At 66.8% G+C, this 19,166-nt stretch carries 10 protein-coding genes and 3 tRNA genes; 7 read left to right on the plus strand and 6 right to left on the minus strand.

Annotation, left to right across the window (positions count from 1 at the left end; genetic code table 11):
* Positions 1–42 precede the first annotated feature (42 nt).
* Positions 43–1,134, plus strand: a complete 1,092-nt coding sequence (ychF, locus tag AC5P67_RS12085) for a redox-regulated ATPase YchF (RefSeq protein WP_005408193.1) — start codon at positions 43–45, stop codon at positions 1,132–1,134.
* A gap of 503 nt (positions 1,135–1,637) precedes the next feature.
* On the opposite strand, the gene AC5P67_RS12090 is transcribed toward ychF, so the two are convergent.
* The 6 genes from AC5P67_RS12090 to AC5P67_RS12115 all read right to left on the minus strand — a co-directional run bounded on the left by AC5P67_RS12090 (position 1,638) and on the right by AC5P67_RS12115 (position 16,046).
* Positions 1,638–4,904, minus strand: a complete 3,267-nt coding sequence (locus tag AC5P67_RS12090; RefSeq protein ID WP_495214733.1) for an autotransporter outer membrane beta-barrel domain-containing protein — start codon at positions 4,902–4,904, stop codon at positions 1,638–1,640.
* Between the two features lie 263 nt (positions 4,905–5,167).
* Positions 5,168–5,809, minus strand: a complete 642-nt coding sequence (locus AC5P67_RS12095; protein ID WP_005408195.1) for a response regulator — start codon at positions 5,807–5,809, stop codon at positions 5,168–5,170.
* Positions 5,806–9,033 carry a hybrid sensor histidine kinase/response regulator gene (locus AC5P67_RS12100; RefSeq protein ID WP_495214734.1) on the minus strand — a complete coding sequence of 1,076 codons (3,228 nt, stop codon included), beginning with the start codon at positions 9,031–9,033 and terminating at the stop codon, positions 5,806–5,808. The genes AC5P67_RS12095 and AC5P67_RS12100 overlap by 4 nt, the downstream gene beginning before the upstream one ends.
* A gap of 123 nt (positions 9,034–9,156) precedes the next feature.
* Complete coding sequence (locus AC5P67_RS12105) at positions 9,157–10,377, minus strand: EAL domain-containing response regulator (protein WP_111117959.1); 1,221 nt, start codon at positions 10,375–10,377, stop codon at positions 9,157–9,159.
* Positions 10,374–13,145, minus strand: coding sequence for a response regulator (locus tag AC5P67_RS12110; RefSeq protein WP_099484324.1), 2,772 nt, complete (start codon positions 13,143–13,145; stop codon positions 10,374–10,376). The genes AC5P67_RS12105 and AC5P67_RS12110 overlap by 4 nt, the downstream gene beginning before the upstream one ends.
* 162 nt (positions 13,146–13,307) lie before the next feature.
* On the minus strand, positions 13,308–16,046 hold the full coding sequence (locus AC5P67_RS12115; protein WP_043033760.1) for a TonB-dependent receptor plug domain-containing protein: 2,739 nt from the start codon (positions 16,044–16,046) through the stop codon (positions 13,308–13,310).
* A 170-nt stretch (positions 16,047–16,216) separates the two neighbouring features.
* On the opposite strand from AC5P67_RS12115, the gene AC5P67_RS12120 reads away from it, so the two are divergent.
* The 6 genes from AC5P67_RS12120 to AC5P67_RS12145 all read left to right on the plus strand — a co-directional run.
* Entirely contained in the window at positions 16,217–17,236 is a 1,020-nt protein-coding gene (locus AC5P67_RS12120) for a cyanophycinase (protein WP_012479232.1), read from the plus strand.
* A gap of 105 nt (positions 17,237–17,341) precedes the next feature.
* The gene (locus AC5P67_RS12125; protein WP_024957319.1) at positions 17,342–18,358 is read left to right on the plus strand and encodes an isoaspartyl peptidase/L-asparaginase family protein; all 1,017 of its coding nucleotides are present in this window, start codon (positions 17,342–17,344) and stop codon (positions 18,356–18,358) included.
* 137 nt (positions 18,359–18,495) lie between these two features.
* A tRNA-Tyr gene (locus AC5P67_RS12130) sits at positions 18,496–18,581 on the plus strand.
* A 24-nt stretch (positions 18,582–18,605) separates the two neighbouring features.
* Positions 18,606–18,679: transfer RNA gene (locus tag AC5P67_RS12135), tRNA-Gly, on the plus strand.
* 49 nt (positions 18,680–18,728) lie between these two features.
* Positions 18,729–18,804, plus strand: a tRNA-Thr gene (locus AC5P67_RS12140).
* 41 nt (positions 18,805–18,845) lie between these two features.
* On the plus strand, positions 18,846–19,166 hold a 321-nt coding region (locus AC5P67_RS12145), incomplete at its 3' end, for a GTP-binding protein (RefSeq protein WP_254005100.1).

Here is a 19,166-nt window from a genome sequence, read left to right on the forward strand (position 1 = left end):
CGCTGTTTCCCCAATCACTTTCACCCCAGAGAGCTGTCACCCATGGGTATCAAATGCGGCATCGTCGGCCTGCCCAACGTCGGCAAGTCGACCCTGTTCAATGCGCTGACCAAGGCGGGTATCGCCGCGGCGAACTTCCCGTTCTGCACCATCGAGCCGAACGTCGGCATCGTGCCGGTGCCGGACCCGCGCCTGAACGAGCTGGCGGGCATCATCAACCCTCAGAAGGTCATCCCGACCGCGGTCGAGTTCGTCGACATCGCCGGCCTGGTGGCCGGTGCCGCCAGCGGTGAAGGCCTGGGCAACAAGTTCCTGGCGCACATCCGCGAAGTCGACGCGATCACCCACGTGGTGCGCTGCTTCGAGCACGGCGACATCGTGCACGTGGCTGGCAAGGTCGATCCGATCTCGGACATCGAAACCATCGACACCGAGCTGGCGCTGGCTGACCTGGACAGTGTCGAGAAGGCGCTGAACCGTGCCGAGCGTGCGGCCAAGGGCGGCGACAAGGACGCAGCGGCGCGCAAGCCGGTGCTGGCCAAGCTGCAGGCTGCGCTGTCGGACGGCAAGGCCGGTCGCTCGGTCGGCCTGGACGAGGAAGAGAAGGCGCTGGTGCGCGACCTGTTCCTGCTGACCCTGAAGCCGGTGATGTACATCGCCAACGTGCTGGAAGACGGCTTCGAGAACAACCCGCACCTGGAAGCCGTGCGTGCGCATGCTGCCGCCGAAGGCGCGCAGGTGGTGCCGGTGTCGGCCGCGATCGAGGAAGAGCTGTCCCAGCTCGACGATGAAGACCGCGATACCTTTCTGGCCGATCTGGGCCTGAGCGAGCCGGGCCTGAACCGCGTGATCAACGCGGCCTACAGCCTGCTCGGCCTGCAGACCTACTTCACCGCTGGCGTGAAGGAAGTCCGCGCGTGGACCGTACGCAAGGGCGCCACCGCCCCGCAGGCTGCCGCCGTCATCCACACCGACTTCGAGAAGGGCTTCATCCGCGCCGAAACCATCGCGTATGACGACTTCATCAAGTACAAGGGCGAAGCCGGCGCCAAGGAAGCCGGTCGCCTGCGCCTGGAAGGCAAGGAATACCGCGTGCAGGAAGGCGACATCCTGCACTTCCGCTTCAACGTCTGATCCAGCGGCATCGGATCGACCCGGACGCCCCGCCCTGTGCGGGGCGTTCGCGTTTCCGGCGATGGACAAAAAAACACCACGCTGCGAAACGCTTGCGGTGTGATGTTCGCCGGTACTTGTCCACAGCAAACTCCCATCGCTTTCCACGTCGGGTGTGGAAAACCGGCGAACCTGATGCAGCGCCGAGCCGATGCACGGCTGCGATGGACGTGAGCAGAGCGCGGGCTCGGCGCTACCTGCCTCGATCGTGCAGCGTGGACAAATTTTGACCACGCTTCGAAGCGCTTGCGCAGCAACACTCCCACCTACTTGTCCACATCAAATCCCAACCACTCTCCACGAGGGGTGTGGAAAACCGCGAAGAGGCATGGATAAAAAATAGCCACGTCCTGAAACGCTTGCTCCATGCGGTTCGCAGGCACTTGTCCACACCTAACCCCCATCGCTTTCCACGCGGCATGTGGAAAAAGCGCCCGGCACTCCCTTGCCGGGCACTTCCCGCATCACCAGGTGTACGACACGCCCATCTGCGCACTGATATCGCGGAAGCCCATGCCACCGCTCTGCCGGCTCAATTCACCCCAGCCTCGCCAACCGCCGGACAGATTCACCTGCACACCGGCCTTGGCTTCGTAGATGTCGCGCGGCAGCTGCCGCTGCAGGCGCTCGCCGTCCATCGCCAGGCCTGCGCCATTGCCGCCGGACCACCAGTTCACCGCCACGTACGGGTGCACCTGGCCCTGCGCCGGGCTCAACCCGCGGCTGTACAGGCGCAGGCCGAGGCGGCTGCTGGTCTCGCTACCGCCGCGGTCCTCGACCACCGTGCCGTTGGCCTCGACCACGCGGTCGCTGTCATAGCGGCTGTGAACCACCTGCAGCTGCGGTTCCAGGTAGATGCCGCGCTGCGCGGTGCGCCGCAGGGGAAGCACATAGCCGGCTTCGGCCGACGCACTCCAGTTGCGGGCGTCATAGCGCTCCTTCTGCAGGCCTTCGCCCTGCACGCTGTTGCGGAAGCGGCCGTACTGCAGCCAACCGTCCACATAGGCGCCGCCCTGCATGCGTGCATCCTGCAGCCAGGTGGCATAGGCGCCCACGCTGGTGCCGGTGACCACGCCCCGCGCGGCGTAGCCGGTCACCTGCGATCGGCTGTCATTGCGCGCACGGCCGTGACCGAGCATCGCACCTGCCTGCAGTTCGCCCTTGCCACCCACCTCGAAACGGCGGCCGACGCCGACCAGCACGCTGCTGATCTGCCCATCGACCTGGACCTGGCGGTTGCGGTCGTGGCTGTCGGGCTGCGCGCTGCGAAGGTGCATCCAGGCCACGGCATCGCCGCTGACGCCCGCTTCGGCGGCGGGATCACCGGCGCGGTCGTGCAGGCTGTGCCGGAACATGCCCAGCGCGGCGCTGCGGTTGGCCAGGTAGGCCGCCGGTTCCGGGCGTTCCACCTTCGGACGTGTCGGGTCAACTGGATCTACCGGATCGACGGGATCGACGGGATCGACAGGATCGACAGGATCGACAGGATCGACGGGATCGACGGGATCGACGGGATCGACGGGGTCCACTGGATCCACTGGATCCACTGGATCGACAGGATCGACGTATTCCGAACGCAGGTACCAGTTGCCATCATCCGGGGTCGACACGCCGCCCTTGAACAGGAAGTAGTCGTAGGCACCGGCAACCGCGCGGCCCTGCAGGCCGAACTGAGCATCGGACTGGCCACCTACGGTGATCAGGCGGATGCCCTCCTGGGTCAGTGCACCGGCGCCGCCGGCATTGCGCACGCTCACGCTGGCGGTGCCGCTGCTGTTGCCGCTGATCACCAGCTGATCGCCGAGCGAGGTATCGTCCCCCAGTGCACGGTTGAAGATCCAGTGGCCACCGTTACCCACGTAGTCGCCGCTGACAGTGACGGTCTTGAAACCGCCCGCCGCCGGTGCATCGAAGGCAATGGTGCCGGCGTGTTCGAGTGCACCGACGCTGGAACTGTCACGCACGTTCCACTGGCTGCTGCCATCCAGCGCCAGCTGTGCGACCTGGTAACCGGAGTCGTTGCGCAGGGCGCCGCTGAACTGAGTACCGTTGCGCAGCACCATGTGCACCTCCGCAGTCGCGCTGTCGACGATCACGTCGCCGCTCAGGCGGCTGTTGTCCGCAGTGAAGCGGATCTCGGACGTTGCCACCGAGCTGCCATCAGTGAACACGGTATCGCTGACCCTCAGCAGTCGGCCGCCAACCAGGTCACCTGCCTGACGGGCGACAACGGCGGTATTGTTGAGTGTCAGTTCGTGGTTGCTTCCCTGCAGCCACAACGCAGGGCCGTCCAGGGTCTCGATCTGGCTGTCGTTGAACACCAGCCGATCCCAGTAGGGACCAAATACGGTGATGTAGGAACGATAGGCGCCCGAGTTCGTTCCCAGCGCCTGGATGTGCAGGGCGTCCGCAGTGAGCTTTGCAGTGTTCATCTGCACGATGCCGAACGAGGCTGCGCCATGGGTGGTGATCGAGCCGCCGTCCAGCTGTATGTCCGCGGTACTGCCGCCCAGGAACACACCACCGGACACCGCACCGTAGGTCGCAATGTCGAGATTCCTGGCACGGATCCGGGAGTAGGGCGTTGGAGGGTTGCTGCCGGAAGCGCGCAGGCCGTAGACGCCATCGCCATGGGTATCAATGCTGCCACCGGTGATCGTCACGGTGCCACCCCATACGTCCACACCGTGGCCATACCCGTTGTCACCAAAGGTGCTGATCACAGTGTTGCTCAGGTCCGCCAGCGAATCGGCACCGGACAGCCAGATCCCGGAACTGCCATCGCGCACGGTGAAGTGCGCGCCCTCGGCGGTCAACTTGCCCCAGCTGTTGACGTTGACGCCGTAGCCGCCGGTGCTTTCAAAGCGGGCATTGGTGATTTCCGCTGTGGCGAACGTTCGACTGGTCCGGTTTCCCATCAGTCGGATGCTGCTGCCGTTGGCGGTGGCGGTGCCCCCGGTGATGCGGAGGATCCCCCCGTTGTCAATGTCGAAGTAGCCATTGATGACATCCACATCGCGCAGCGACAACACGCTTCCGCTGCCGCTTGCGGACAGGCGGCCGCTGGAACCGTTGGTCGCCTGCGCGAACGTCATCGCCAGTGATTCCAACGAAAGCAGTGCGCCGCCGTCGGCATAGACGGCGCGGCCGGCACCGTTGCTGATCGTGGTACCCGATACATGCAGCTCGCTTCCACGTCCGCTGGAATACAGGGCATGACCATCGCTGCTTACACTGCCGCCATCGAGCCATATCTTGCCGCCGTTGGTGGCGTTGACCGTGCCGTAGCCGGAACTGTTGCGATAGGCATTGATGACCAGGTTGCTGGCGTGGATGACACTGCCGATGCCGGTTGCGTTGAGCGCATAACCGACGCCTGAACTTCCATTGCCAAGCTGTATGTGACCTCCCTGTACAAGAACACTGCCACCTGCGGAGGCCTGGATTGCGCTGCCGCCGCCGGTGACATCGACGCGCGTGTCATCGAGCGTTGCCGTGCTGCCGGCTCCGTTCACGTCCAGGGCGAAGCCGCCCACGGAGTGCAGCAGGGTATCGCCCGCATCCAGCTGCAGGGTCTGGCCATTGATGACCTTCAGCGGTCCGGTCAGATCGGCGGCGTGGGCCGGCAGCGCCGCCCACAGGGCGGTCGCCAGCAGGCTGGGAAGGAGGGGGGCAGGCGCGAGGCGCGCGCGCCCAGGCGCACGGCGGTACCGTGTGGGGGAGGCGTACATTCTGTTGGACTTCCTGTGGCAGGGCGCAGCACGGCTGCGCGAACTGGCGCGGCAGGGCCGCGTCGCTGCGGAAGCCACACGCGATGGCAGCTGCAGGCGCCATCGGACTTCCGTCCCCCAAGGCGGCGCAGCTACTGCCGGCAGGCGCACCAAGGCGGGATGCGTCCAGCCTAGAAATCGGCGCTGTCCTATGGAATCAGGCGTTTCCTAAAGCCGGTGCGGGCCCTTGTACAGGGGCTGCAGGGTTCAGCCTGGAGTGGACCTCAGGCGAACAACGAGGCCTGCAGGCAGTACTCGATCAGCGCCTGATCACTGTCCACGCCCAGCTTGCGCATCGCGCTGATCTTCTGCGTGCTGACCGTCTTGGCGCTGCGCTGCAGCTGGCGTGCAATGTCGCCCACGCTCATGCCGCCGGTGAACAGCCGGATCACTTCCAGCTCGCGCGGCGACAGCCGCGCACGCACCGCATCGGCATCGGCCGGCTCGCTCGCCGCTACCGGCAGCAGGCCCGGGGGCCGGTAGACGCGGTCGGCCAGCACCACGCGCAGGGCCTGTACCAGGCTGCCCAATCCATGGCTCTTGAGCACCACGCCGCCGGCACCAGCGGCATACATCGCCGCAACCAACGACGGGTTGGACACCATCGTCAGCACCAGCAGGCGCGTCTCCGGGAAGCTGCGGCGCAGGAACGAGATCAGCTTTATGCCGTCCCCGAAGCGGTCGCCCCCTGGCATGCTGTAGTCGGTGATCACCGCCTGTGGCCGGGTCCGGGTCATCAGCTCGATCAGCGTCGCCGGGTCGGCCGCTTCGCCCACGACCTCGAGGTCCAGCTCCCCGGCCAGTACGTCGCGGATGCCGGCAAGCACGATCGGGTGGTCGTCGGCGATGAGGATCCGTGTGGTCATGGCGGGTTCGGGTCGTCAGATGAGGAAGGAGATGCCGCGCCGAGCAGCGGATGCAGCAGCTGTTCGAGGCGTCGCTGGAAGCCGGCAAGCGGAGCCTCCTGGGTGACCAGGTCATCGCCGCCTGCGAGGCCCTGTTCGATCCGCAGGCCGCTGTCCACCAGCGCAGGTGCGCCGACGATGACCAGTGCGCCGCGGATGCGATGCAGTACCTGCACCACGCGCGCGGGATCGGCGGTGGCAATCGACTGGCGCAGGCTGTCCAGGTCAGCCTGCATGGTCTGCACGAACAATGCCTGCATTCTTGCGGGAACCTGCAGCGGCGGATCATCATCGCGCGTATCGGTGGATACAGGACTTTGCGGCGGCGCGGAAACCGCCGCATCGCCCTGGGTGATCCGGATCAGCAGGCGTTGCAGCGCTTCCAGCGTGATCGGCTTGACCAGCACGCCCTGCATGCCCGATTCCTGGCAGCGTTGGCGTTCGGCCGGATCGGCGTTGGCGGTGGCACCGTGGATCGGCACGCTGACACCGCGCGCCCGCAAGGCGCGCGCCAGGCCATAGCCATCCATCCCGGGCATGTTCAGGTCGGTCAGCACCAGCGCGAACGCGCCCTGCTGCCAGTAGCCCAGCGCTTCATTGCCATCGCTGGCGACCACGGCGCGGCAGCCGAGCTGTTCCAGCTGGTCGCGCAGGATCGCCTGGTTGATCGGGTTGTCCTCGGCCACCAGCACCTGCAGGCCGAAACGGCGCGTCGCCGGCAGGCGCCCTTCGGCGCTCGCCGCTAGCGGCTGGCCACTGGCCGCGGCCAACGCGAGCACGATCGCATCGAACCGGTTCAGGCCAACCTGCCAGAAGCCATCAATGTGCCGGGGGCGCACGCCGCCTTCGCGGCAGGCGACCACACGCGGTCCACCGGCCCACCCGGGCAGCGGGTCGTCAAGGACCAGGTCGAGCAGCACGGTGGGCGATGGCAAGTCTGCCGTGCTGTCTTCCCGGTACACGCTGGCCTGTGCACCACGCTGCTGCAGGCGTTCGCACAGCGATTGCACCAGCTCGCGCACGCTGCCCCGTACCTGGACCTGCAGGCCCGCAGGCAGCTGCGGCGCAGGGGATTGCTGCGGATCCGCCGGCGCCGGTGGCAGCGGCAGTTCGACGCTGAAGCTGCTGCCCAGGCCGCTCTCGCTGACCACACGCAGCTGGCCTTCCATCAACGCCACAAGATGCGCGCAGATGGCCAGCCCTAGGCCGGTGCCGCGCATCGCATCGGTGCCCGGGTTGGCCTGGAAGAACGGCTCGAACAGGTGCGCCTGGTGTTCGCTGGCAATGCCGATACCGGTATCGGCGACCTGCCACTGCAGCCAGCAGCGTTGCTCCTGCCAGCGTGCCGAAACGCGCACCACCACGCGCCCGCTGTCGGTGAACTTCAGTGCGTTGCTGATCAGGTTGTTGAGGACCTGGCGGATCCGCGCGGCATCACCGCACACCAAGGGTGGCACGTCGGCATCGATGCAGGCGTAGAACCGCAGCCCCTTGTTGGCGGCTGCGGCAGCATACGAGTCGAGCGCATCCTCGGTCAGTCGCACCGGATCGAACGGGCTGGGCTCCAGGCTCAGTTGCCCGGCCTCTGCCTTGCTGACGTCGAGGATGTCGCTGATCAGCTGCATCAGGGTCGAGGACGAACGCTGGATCGTCGCCAGATAGTCCTGCTGCCGCGCATCCAGTGGTGTGAGTCCGAGCAGTTCGAGGGTGCCGAGCACGCCGTACAGCGGCGTGCGGATTTCATGGCTCATCGTGGCCAGGAACTGGCTCTTGGCCCGGTTGGCCTGGTCGGCGGCACGGCGCGCCTGCTGCAGCACCTGTTCGGCTTCATGCTGGCTGCTGAGATCGATGAACAGACACAGCACCGCCGGCTCGCCGCGATAGCGCGCCGGCGTCGCGGTCACCAGCAGGTGGCGGCCTTCGGGCGTGGTGTAGGCCAGCCCATCGCCGAGCGTGGTGCCTCCAGCGGCCAGCACGCTGCGCCGCCAAGGGCCATGCCAGCCTCCGCTGTGGTGGTCTTCGCCCAGCCAGCGGCGGGCGAGGGTGTTGTCCAGCAGCACATTGCCATCGGTACGGCGCAGCAGGCACAGCCCGATCGGCGCGTTGTCCAGGATGGTGCGGCTGAAGGCCTCGCTTTCCAGCAGGCGCGCGTGGTTGCTGCGCAGTGGTTCGATGACCGAACGCCGATACGCGCGCAGCAGCAGCGTGCCACCCAATGCCAGCAGCAGCGCCACCACGGTCGCGCCGAGCAAGGGCCCCTGTGGGTGCTGGAACACCTGCCGCCAGCTGACGTGGTACACCGCCAGCCAGCCGCGCTCGCTGCGCATGCGGAACTGCAGGCCTGCAAGGCCGGCCTTCCAGGAGGTGCCAGCGTCACTGGCGTCTGCTGCATCGCCCAGCAGGCGCTGGCCATCGGTATCGAACAGCGACAGCCGCTGGAACACCGGAACACCCAGCACCTGCCGGTAGTCATCGACACGTCCCGGATCGAGCAGGCAGGCCAGCGCGGCCTGTGAATCCTTGTCGTCCTCGCCCCACAGGCGTGCATCCTGCGGCGCATGCGCGATGGCCAGCAAACGGGTCTGCCGGTCGCGCCACGGTACGCTCACCCAGACGATGCCACCGCGCTGCAGCGCCGGACGCGTGCCCATGACCCGGTGGATGTCGGCGATCGCCGGGCGCAGGTGATGCGGGCTGTTCTGGCTCGCATCGGTAACGCCGATCTGCACCGGTGCCAGCAGCCCGCGCGTGCCCTGGCCATCGACCAGCAGGCATTGCGGTGGTGGGTAGTGCGAGGCCGACCAGAACGTGCCGTAGAAGCGCAGGAAACGATCGCCCAGCTCGTTCGGTAGCGAAAGACTGGCTCCCTCGCTCCCGATCGCCGCGAAGTTGGCGAACAACGGGCCGCGTTGCAGTTCCACGCTGGCATCGGCAACCGGCTGTCCTCGAGCGCCGACATCGTGCAGCCGCCACTGGCGCAGGAAGCGCTCCTGCTCGCGAAGCGTGCCGTCCAGGCGGCGGAAGTGGTACTCGATCTTGCTGCGCTCTTCGTTCAAAAGCTGCGAGCCGGCCGACAGCAGCAGTCCGGCCTGCAGGGTCGCCAGCACCACCACGCCGATCAGCAGGGCGTGGACGCGCAGTGAGCGGCGAGCGAGTCGGCGAACAGGGGCGGCCTCGGCCGGCATGGCGGGTCTCAGGGCAGGGGCGGACAGCGGCACCGGTGGCGGCAGCGCAAAGTCCGCCGCCACTGCACAGACAGGATCGTCAATGCCACTTGATGATGTTGTGAAGTCGCTGTGGAATCCGTGTCAGCTCAGGGCGGCTCGCGATCTTTCGTCCAGTCGCGGTGCTTCTTCGTCCAGCAGGCGGGTGAACTCGTCTGAGGGCAGCGCCTGCGAGATCAGGAAACCCTGCACCTGGCTGCAGCCGAGCTGGCGCAGCGCGGCCAGGTCGGCATCGCTTTCCACGCCCTCGGCCACGATGGTCAGCCCGAGCTGGTTGGCCAGCGCGATCACCGTCGACAAGGTCAGGTGGAGGGCCGGGTCACGGGCGCAGCCGCTGACCAGCGCGCGGTCGATCTTGACCTCGGTGAAGGGGGTATTGACCAGATTGTGGACCGAGCTCAGACCCTGCCCGAAATCATCCTGGGCCAGGCCGAAGCCCTTCATGCGCAGCCGGCAGGCACCGGCATAGAAGTCGCTGACGTGCCGCGTGGTGCTGTTTTCCATCAGCTCAAAGCACAATTCACCAGGCGTACCGCCGTTGGCCAGGGTCAGTGCCAGCAGTTCGTCGGGCAGGTCCGACTGCTCCAGCAGGTGAGGGGGCAGGTTGATCGATACCGGTACCCGGAACCCTTGTTTGCGCCAGCGTGCCTGTGCGCTGATGCTGGCCTTGAGCATCATCCGCAGCAGATCGCCCTCCAGCCCGTATCGGCAGATCGCCGGGAGGAAGCTGCCAGCGGCCAGCGTGCCCAGCTGCGGATGGCGCCAGCGCACCAGTGCCTCGGCCGCCACGACCCGCCCTGACTGCAGTGACTTTTTCGGTTGGAACCAGGCCGTCAGGCTGCCATCGGCCATGGCCTGGCGCAGCTGCGAAACATCCGGTTCGGGTGCAGCCGCCGCGCGCGTGGGGGCCTTGCCAGTGGCCTGACGCGCCTGCGCCAGCGCCTCGAACAGGGCATCCACGTCGGCGGCCGCCACCGGCTTGGGCAGCAGGCCGATCACCTCCAGCCCCAGCGATTCGGCCATCAGCCGTGCCGAGGTCATCATCCGCCGCGGGGCCGCGCTGACCACGGCAAGGCGGGGTGGGCGTGGCTGCGCCGCCAGCGCCTGGATGAACTGGATGCCGTCCTGCCCGGGCATCAGCAGGTCACTGACCACCAGGTCGTAGGGCTGGCAGGCACACAGTGCGATGGCGGCATCCACGTCTTCGCAGGCATCGACCTGGACGCCGGCACGGCTGCCGAAAAGATTGGCCAGGAAACCACGCTGGAAGGGCTGGTCTTCCAGGATCAGGACACGCTGGGTCATGCGGGATCTCCTTGGCGCAGGGCGGTGAGTGCCTTGCGCAGGCGGGCGATGTCGATGGGTTTGCTGAGGTAGCCCTGCATGCCACTGGCCAGGCAGCGCTCGCGCTCTTCGGCGGTGGCATTGGCGGTGGCGCCGATCACCGGTACCAGGTTGCCGTCATCGCGCAGCTCGCGGGCCAGCGCGTGGCCGTCCATGCGCGGCATGTTGATGTCGGTCACCACCAGATCGAAGCACTGCTCGCGGCACCGTTGCAGCGCTTCAATGCCATCCTGTGCCAGCTCCACGTCGCAGCCGAGGGTGCGCAGCTGCTCAGCCAGGATCACCCGGTTGATCGGGTTGTCCTCGACCGCCAGCACGCGCAGCCCCAGCGGCACGGGCGGTGCCAAGCGCGTGGTCTCCGGCTGCGCCGCACGTTGCTGCTGCACGTTGGCCAGCGCATTGCCGATCGCGGTCATGCCATGCAGGGTCACGACCAGGCTGCCATCGGCGGCAGTGATCGGCTGGTCACCGCCCTCGATCGATGCCACCACGCGCGGGCCCGACCATGCCAGCGGAGTGGCTGCTTCACCATCCATCAGGATCGCGCCGTCATGGTCCAGCAGCGTCGGGTCGCCAAGCAGGGGCTGCGCGTTGGCACCCCAGCGACACAGCCAGCCACAGGCACTGTCGACCAGCTCGCGGTCGCGGCCGCGCACCAGGATCGGTGGTTCCGGCAGCAATGTGGGCCCATCCTCGGCAGCGGCCAGCACCGGCAATGGCAGGCGGACGCTGAAGCTGCTGCCCAGGCCCGGCTCGCTCACCACCTGCAGCTCGCCGCTCATCAAGCGCACCAGACGGTCGCTGATGGACAGGCCCAGGCCGGTACCCTGCGCGCTGGCCGCGCCGCGGACCTGGCGGAACGGTTCGAACAGACGCGCCTGTTCCTCCGCAGCAATACCCACGCCGGTATCGGTCACCTGCCAGGCCAGCACGCTCGATTCACCTTCGCGCTGTACCTGGCGCACGCGCAACACCACCCGGCCATGCTCGGTGAACTTGATCGCGTTGCTGAGCAGGTTGCCCAGCACCTGGCGGATGCGGTCGGCATCACCGAGCACCCGCGTCGGCAGGCGCGGATCGGTGCAGACCAGGATCTGCAGGCCCTTGCAGGTGGCCGACGCGGCGAAGCTGCGCAGCACACTCTCGGTCAGCTCGCGCGGCGAGAACGCCGCCGGCTCCAGGCTGAGCTGCCCTGACTCGATCTTGGACACATCCAGCACATCACTGATCAACTGCAGCAGGACCGACGAGGAACTCTCGATGGTGCGCAGGTATTGCGACTGCCGGGCGTCCAGCGAGGTGTGCCCCAGCAGCTCCAGCGTGCCCAGCACGCCGTACAGCGGAGTGCGGATTTCATGGCTCATGGTGGCCAGGAACGCGCTCTTGGCCTGGTTGGCCGCATCGGCCGCCTGGCGTGCCGACGACAGTGCGGCCTGTGCCTGGCGGTGTCGGGAAATATCATGGAAGACGCATAGCAGCACATCATCGCCCTGGTAGCGGCAGGCCGCGTGCAGCACCTGCAGCTGGCGCCCGTCGCGGGCGGTGAATTCCAGTCCGCGCCCGCGCTCGCCGGCATGTCCGCGCCATGGCGCCTGCCAGTCGCTGTGTTCGCCTTCCTCGCCGAGCCAGTCGCGCAGCAGCTGGTTGGACAGCAGCAGCGCGCGGTCGTTGCGGCGCAGGACGCAGATGCCGACCGGCGCCATGTCGATCACCGTCGAACTGAAGTCCAGGTTCTCCAGCAGGCGGCGGTGCTGCTGCAGGGCCGGCTGGATCAGCTGCAGGTCCACGCGATGCCGTAGCAGGCGCAGCGCAACACCGGCCAGCAGCAGCAACAGCACGCAGACCAGCAGGGGCACGGCCAGGTCGCCCAGCAGCAGCTGCGGCGGCAGGTGGTAGACCAACCGCCAGCCGTCATTGCCGACACTTTTCACCAGCGCTACGCCGCGCGGCAGGCCGCCGCTCCATAACGTACCGAAGCTGTCGTCCTGGCGTTCCCGCAGGATTGTCCAGCCCGCGCGATCCAGCCGCGGCGCCTGGCTGGACAATGCAGGCTGCCCAGAACGGTCGAGCAACGCATAACCGCCGATGCCCTGGCCATCGATCATGCCCGCCGCTGCATCTGTATCAAGCAGCAGTACCAGCCACTGCGCCGGATGGGGACCGGACTGCACCGGCTGCGCCAGTGCGACGCCACGGTCACCCGGGCGCAGCCAGTACACCCGGTCAGCGCCCTCGAGGCTGCCGTTGCGCGTCTGCAGTGCACGTAGCGATGGCAGGCGTGCCACGTCCAAGTCGACCGCGCCTCCGGCCAGCCAGTGCGCACCCCGCGCATCGACCAGCAGCAGGTGCGTCTGCAGCGCCTGCAGCGTGTGCTCGGCACGTGCCGACAAGAGCAGTCGCTGGCCCGGCTGGCCGCCGGGGCCATCCAGCGCCACCTGGCGCATGCCTTTGCTGTCCGTGGCAGGCGCATCCGGATTGCCGGCCAGCACGGAATCGCCCAGGTAGCGCAGCAGGGCTTCGCGCTGGTCGAAATAGATCTGGGCCCTGTAGGCCGCTGCATTCATCTCGCGGCGATGGGTCGAGATGTCCTCGGTGAATGCCGTGAGCAGGTAGAACCCGGCCGCGGCGGCCAGGCAGATGAAGACACAGACGGTCAGGCAGCGCAACAGCACCGACGCGGTGGTCGATGGCACGGTCTTCTGCAGCGAAGGGCGGGGGAAGCGGAACATGCAACGATGCTAGGAAGCGGCGCGGACGGCGCGGAATCAGCTGTTTCCTAAAATCCCCGGCTGGCCGACCGGCCCGGAGCCTGCCCGCGGGCACCGTTCAGGTGGCAAAAAAAGGAACCCCCGCCGAAGCGGGGGTTTCCTGTACCGACATTGGCCGGGCACTTACAGCGCGCTGCCACCGAACTTGTGGGTGTACTGCAGGTTGATGGTGCGGCCGACGCTGTCGAACCAGGACACGTCGTAGTACGGATACGCGGTGTAGGTGGCATCCTTCGGCGGCATCTTGTTGAACACGTTGACCACCGACAGCGACAGGCGCGAATGGTCGTCGAAGCGATACTGCACCGAGGCGTTGTAGCGGTAGGTCGCCTTCACGTAGGGGCTGTCACCGCTTTCCCAGTCGAACGACTGGTCGTAGTTGTCCGAGGTCGGCAGCTTGCCCAGGCGCGAACCGTAGACCGTGGCCGACCACGCGTCCTTCTCCCAGGTCACGCTCAGGCTGGTCTTGGTGCGCGGGATGTCGAATCCGCTGTTGACCGCGAACTGGTCCAGGGTCGGATCGCCGGGGTAGCGCTGGAAATCGTGCTTCTTCACCCAGGTGTGGGTGCCATTGAGGATGAAGTCGCCGATACCGGTCTGCAGGCGGTAGCGCAGGCCGACGTCGATGCCGGAGGTCGACTCGCGGGCGACGTTGATCGGCGCCACGCGCACGCCGTACAGGCGGCCGTCGCTGGTACGGGTGATGCGGTCGAGCGCGTCCACGCAGGTCGGCGAATTGATGTCGGCACTGCCGAGCCGGCAGTTCGCTTCGTTGGCCAGGAGGGTGCGCACATCCATGTCCTGCACCTGCTTGCGCATGTCGATGTCGAACCAGTCCACCGACAGGTCCAGGCCGATCGCCGGCGACCAGACGAAGCCTGCGCTCCACGAGGTGCTGGTTTCCGGGTCGAGCTGGCGGTTGCCGGTGCGGCTGCGGATCAGGTTGCGCTCGTAGTCGGAACAGTCGCTGGCGCCATCGGCGCGGCAGCTGTACAGGTCTTCGGCGGTGGTCTCGTCGTTGCCCGGTCCGGCGAACACGTAGTGCAGGTCCGGCGCGCGGAACGCGGTGCCATACGAACCGCGTACCAGCAGCGTGTCGATCGGGCGCCATTCCAGACCGCCGCTCCAGGTCGCCTTGCCGATGGTGTGGCCGGAATAGCGGTACTGGTCGTAGCGGCCGGCCACGCTCAGGTTGACCGTCTCGTGCAGCGGCATGCGCAGCTCGGCGGCGGTCGCCCAGCGGTTGCGCGAGCCCTGGCCGTCCGAATCCTTCCAGCTGTAGTAGTAGTACTGGGTGGCCAGCGGATCGGGATTCAGCGCATAGGCCTGCTGGCCCACTTCCACGGTCGCGGCGAACCCGGCATCACCGCCCGGCAGGCCGAACAGCGCGGAATTGGTCAGCGTGAATGCAGCCGTCTCGGTGCGCGACTTCGGCGAATAGGTGGTGCGTGCGGCAATCGAATCGTACTCGGCGCGGGTCAGCGGCCGGTACAGCCGCGACGGGGCCGCGTTGTAGATCGGGAAACCGTCGTCGTCCACGCCCAGCTGCGGGCCCAGGAACAGGTCATTCGCCTTGGAGGCGATGATCTGCGCCCAGCTGATCCGCGACTGGTACTGCGAATGGCTCAGCGCCGCTTCGTAGTCCCAGTTGCCGGCCAGATTGCCCTTGAAGCCGGTGGTCACGCTGAAGGTCTTCTGCGTGCTGCGCACCATCGCATTGCGCAGGCCCCCCATTTCCTCGGGTGAGAACTGGCGCTGCCAGAACTCGATCTCGCCGGTGGCCTGGTTGTTGAAGTAGCCCGACTCATCGCCATTGGCGTCCATGCGGCCCCACTTGGTGACGTCGCGCATCAGCGACATCGTGTGGTAGCCCAGCTGCACATCGGCGAACCATTGCTGGCCGTTGTCGAAGTCGTAGCTCAGCGAGGCGTAGCCATTGGCGCCGCGGCGCTTGCTGAGGATGGTGCCGTAGCCGATCGAGCTGTCGCTGCCGCAGTAGTAACCGTAGCGCGGGCGGTAGGCGCGGTAGGTGCTGCCCTGGTTCTGCCCGGCCAGCGCTTCGCAGGTGGCCGCGCCCGGATCCAGGTAGTCGTCGTTGTAGTCCGTACGCAGGTAAGCGCGGCGGGCGATGCGCGAGCCCTCGGTGGGGCCGTCCTGGGTCGAATCCTGGATGTCGCGCTCATAGGCCCACAGCGGGGTCTGCGACTGCAGCTCGACGCTGTACACGGCGTTGAAGTTGCCGCGGCTGAAGCCGCTGGCCAGGCTCATGTCGAACGACTCGCCACCGCCTTCGCTGGTGGTGCCCATGCGCATGTCGATCGTGGTGCCGTCGGCCTTCTTCTTCAGGATGAAGTTGACCACGCCGGCGATCGCGTCCGAGCCGTAGATGGCCGAGGCGCTGCCGGTCAGCACTTCGATGCGCTCGATCATCCCCAGCGGGATGTTGGAGACATCGGTGAAGTTGCTGCGGCCCTTGAACGGCATCGGGAAGTCGGCGATGCGGCGGCCATTGACCAGCACCAGCGTGTGGTTCGGGCCCAGGCCGCGCAGGTCCACCTGCTGGGCGCCCGGCGAGAAGTCGGCGCCGCTGGAAGACTGCTGGCTCTGGGTCTCACCGCCGTTCTGGGTCATTGCACGCAGCACGTCCGGCACGCTGGTGAAGCCGCTGGAGCGGATCTGTTCGGCGTCGATCACCGTGATCGGGGCGGGGCCTTCCACCTGGGCGCGCGGAATGCGCGAACCGGTGACCTGCACCGCATCCAGTTGTTGAACCGGGGAGGAAGCCGGTGCCTGGGCCGCCGCGGAAGCAGCCACGCCCATCAACGCCAGCTGGATCGACCACGCCATCGCCTTTCTACGCATGAGGAATTCTCGGAAATGAAGCCGGCCCGCAGAGGAGGGGCCCTGTCCCCCATTCAGATTTCCGGAACGGGCGCGCGCATTTAACGCCTTTTTCATGTCCTTGACTACTGGGTCCCTATCTGGCAAAGAGTGGAAACGCTTGCAAGTCGATTTTGTTCAGGGAGATCAAGATGCGACGCCTCCATCGGACCCTGCGTGCCCCCTTCGCCTGGCTGGCGCTGCTGGTCTTGGCCGTGCCGTTGGTCGCCCTTGCGCAGGACCTGCAGGGCCCGGGCTTCGCCTACTACGAAGCCGGCGATCTCGACGCGCCCCGGCCCGGTCCGCGCGCACCGGCCATGATGCTGATGGGCGGTGGCGAATGGGTGCCGGAGGCCTTCCACTGGTGGCTGAAGCAGGCTGGCAATGGCCGTGTGCTGATCCTGCGCGCTTCTGGCAGTGATGAGCTGCAGGACCGCCTGTACCGCGAGATCGGCGGTACCACCGCAGTGCAGACGCTGGTGTTCGACAGCCGCCGCGGCGCCGACGATCCGGCCGTGCTGCGCGTGGTTGCCGCAGCTGATGCCATCTTCATTGCCGGTGGTGACCAGTCGCGCTACATCCGCTTCTGGAAGGGCACTGCGCTCAACCGCGCGCTGAACGCCCACGTGCGCGCTGGCAAGCCGATTGCCGGTACCAGTGCGGGGCTCGCCATCCTCGGTGGCTATGCCTACGGCGCGATGGACGGCGGCAGCATCACCTCTGCCGGCGCCCTGGCGGACCCGATGGGCAGCGCGGTGACCATGGACAGCGGCTTCCTGCAGATGCCCTACCTGCAGCGCGTGGTCACCGACACCCACTTCGACAAGCGCGACCGGCTCGGTCGCCTGATCGTGTTCGTGGCGCGTGCCGCACAGGACAGTGGCGACCCCGACATCGTCGGCATCGGCGTCGACGAGGACACCGCCCTGTGCGTGGAGCCTGATGGCCAGGCGCAGGTCTACAGTGCTGACGGCGAGGGCAAGGTCTGGGTGGTCAACCCTGGCCGCGATGCCGACCGCCTGGTCGAGGGCGAGCCGCTGCGCTTCCGCGCGGTGCCGGTAACGGTGGTCGCCAGCGGCAGCCGCATGCGCCTGGATGACGTCCAGGCCGAGGCCGACTATCAGGCCGTGGCCGACGTCAGCGACGGTGAGCTTGAGTTCACGCTTCGGTAGTGCCGGCCGCTCGCCGGCAACCCACCTTCCCTGATACGCCCCCCGCCGGCCAGCGGCCGGCACTACCCTGCAATCCATTCCCCGCTACTGCTGGAGACGTATCCGATGAAACTGCGCCTGGCGCTGTCTGCGCTGCTGTCCCTGCCCATGCTTGCCCAGGCCGCACCGGCCGCTTCACCGCTGCTGGTCATCCACGGCGGCGCCGGCGTCGAGCGCAAGGACCTGTCGCCGGCCGAGGAAAAGGCCGCACGTGACGCGCTGCGGGCGGCACTGCTGAAGGGCCATGCGGAACTGGCGGCGGGGCGCCCCGCGCTGGCCGCAGTCACCGCCGCGATCACCGTGCTGGAGGACGATCCCACCTTCAACGCCGGCAAGGGCGCGGTGTTCACCCACGACGGCCACAACGAGCTGGATGCGGCGGTCATGGATGGCGCGAACCAGGCGGCGGGCGCGGTGGCGGGCGTGCAGCGGGTGCGCAACCCGATCCTGCTGGCGCAGACCGTGATGCAGAAATCCCGCCACGTGATGATGGTCGGGCAGGGCGCCGAAGCCTTCGCGGCCGAGCAGGGCATTCCTCTGGTCGATCCCTCCTACTTCCGTACAGAGAAGCGCTGGCAGCAGCTGCAGCGCGCGCTGAAGGAAGAGGCCAGCGGCCAGGCGCATGCCGACCTGGAGACTGCAAAGCACTTCGGTACCGTTGGTGCGGTCGCATTGGACGCGCAGGGGCATCTGGCCGCCGGCACCTCCACCGGGGGCATGACCAACAAGCGCTACGGCCGGGTCGGTGACTCGCCGATCATCGGTGCCGGCACCTGGGCCGACGCACGCTGCGCGGTGTCCGGCACCGGGTGGGGCGAGTACTACATCCGCACTGCGGCCGCGCACGAGATCTGCGCGCGCATGCGCTACCAGGGGCAGAGCCCGGAGCAGGCCGGCAAGGGCGTGATCAACGAGACGATTCCGCAGATGGGCGGCGACGGCGGTGCGATCGTGCTCGGCGCAGACGGAAAAATGGCCACGCCGTTCAACACCCAGGGCATGTATCGGGGCTGGATCGGCGGCGACGGCGTCCCTCATGTCGCAATTTTCGCCAACGAGACCCTGCCGGTTCCCGGGCAATAACCTTGCGTATCAATGGGTTTGCGACAGCGTGTGAAAAAAATGGAAAAAAGCGTTGACAGCCCCCCGTCCCATCAGCAGAATAAGCGGCTCACCACCACGCACCGCAACGCTTCGGCGGCAACGGAATGGGGTGGTAAGGAGGGATACCCAAGCGGCCAACGGGGGCAGACTGTAAATCTGCTGGCTTACGCCTTCGGTGGTTCGAATCCACCTCCCTCCACCAGTTTCACGTTGTGACATTCCCGGCGCGGGAGTAGTTCAATGGTAGAACCTCAGCCTTCCAAGCTGATGGTGCGGGTTCGATTCCCGTCTCCCGCTCCATTGAATGAACTTTGAATATTATCGAGTTCATGTCATAATGCAAAACTCGGCTCACGTAGCTCAGTCGGTAGAGCACTTCCTTGGTAAGGAAGAGGTCGAAGGTTCGATTCCTTTCGTGAGCACCATCTTAAGCATCACCTCTCAGACGAATTCGAGATAAGCAGCCATGGCCAAGGGTAAGTTCGAGCGCACCAAGCCGCACGTCAACGTCGGCACCATCGGTCACGTCGACCACGGCAAGACCACGCTGACCGCCGCACTGACCAAGATCGGTGCCGAGCGCTTCGGTGGCGAGTTCAAGGACTACTCCTCGATCGACGCCGCTCCGGAAGAAAAGGCTCGTGGTATCACGATCTCGACCGCGCACGTCGAATACGAATCCCCGGTCCGTCACTACGCCCACGTCGATTGCCCGGGCCATGCTGACTACGTCAAGAACATGATCACCGGTGCCGCCCAGATGGACGGCGCGATCCTGGTGTGCTCG

It is taken from the genome of Stenotrophomonas sp. YJH_SMC_21 (assembly GCF_059369555.1).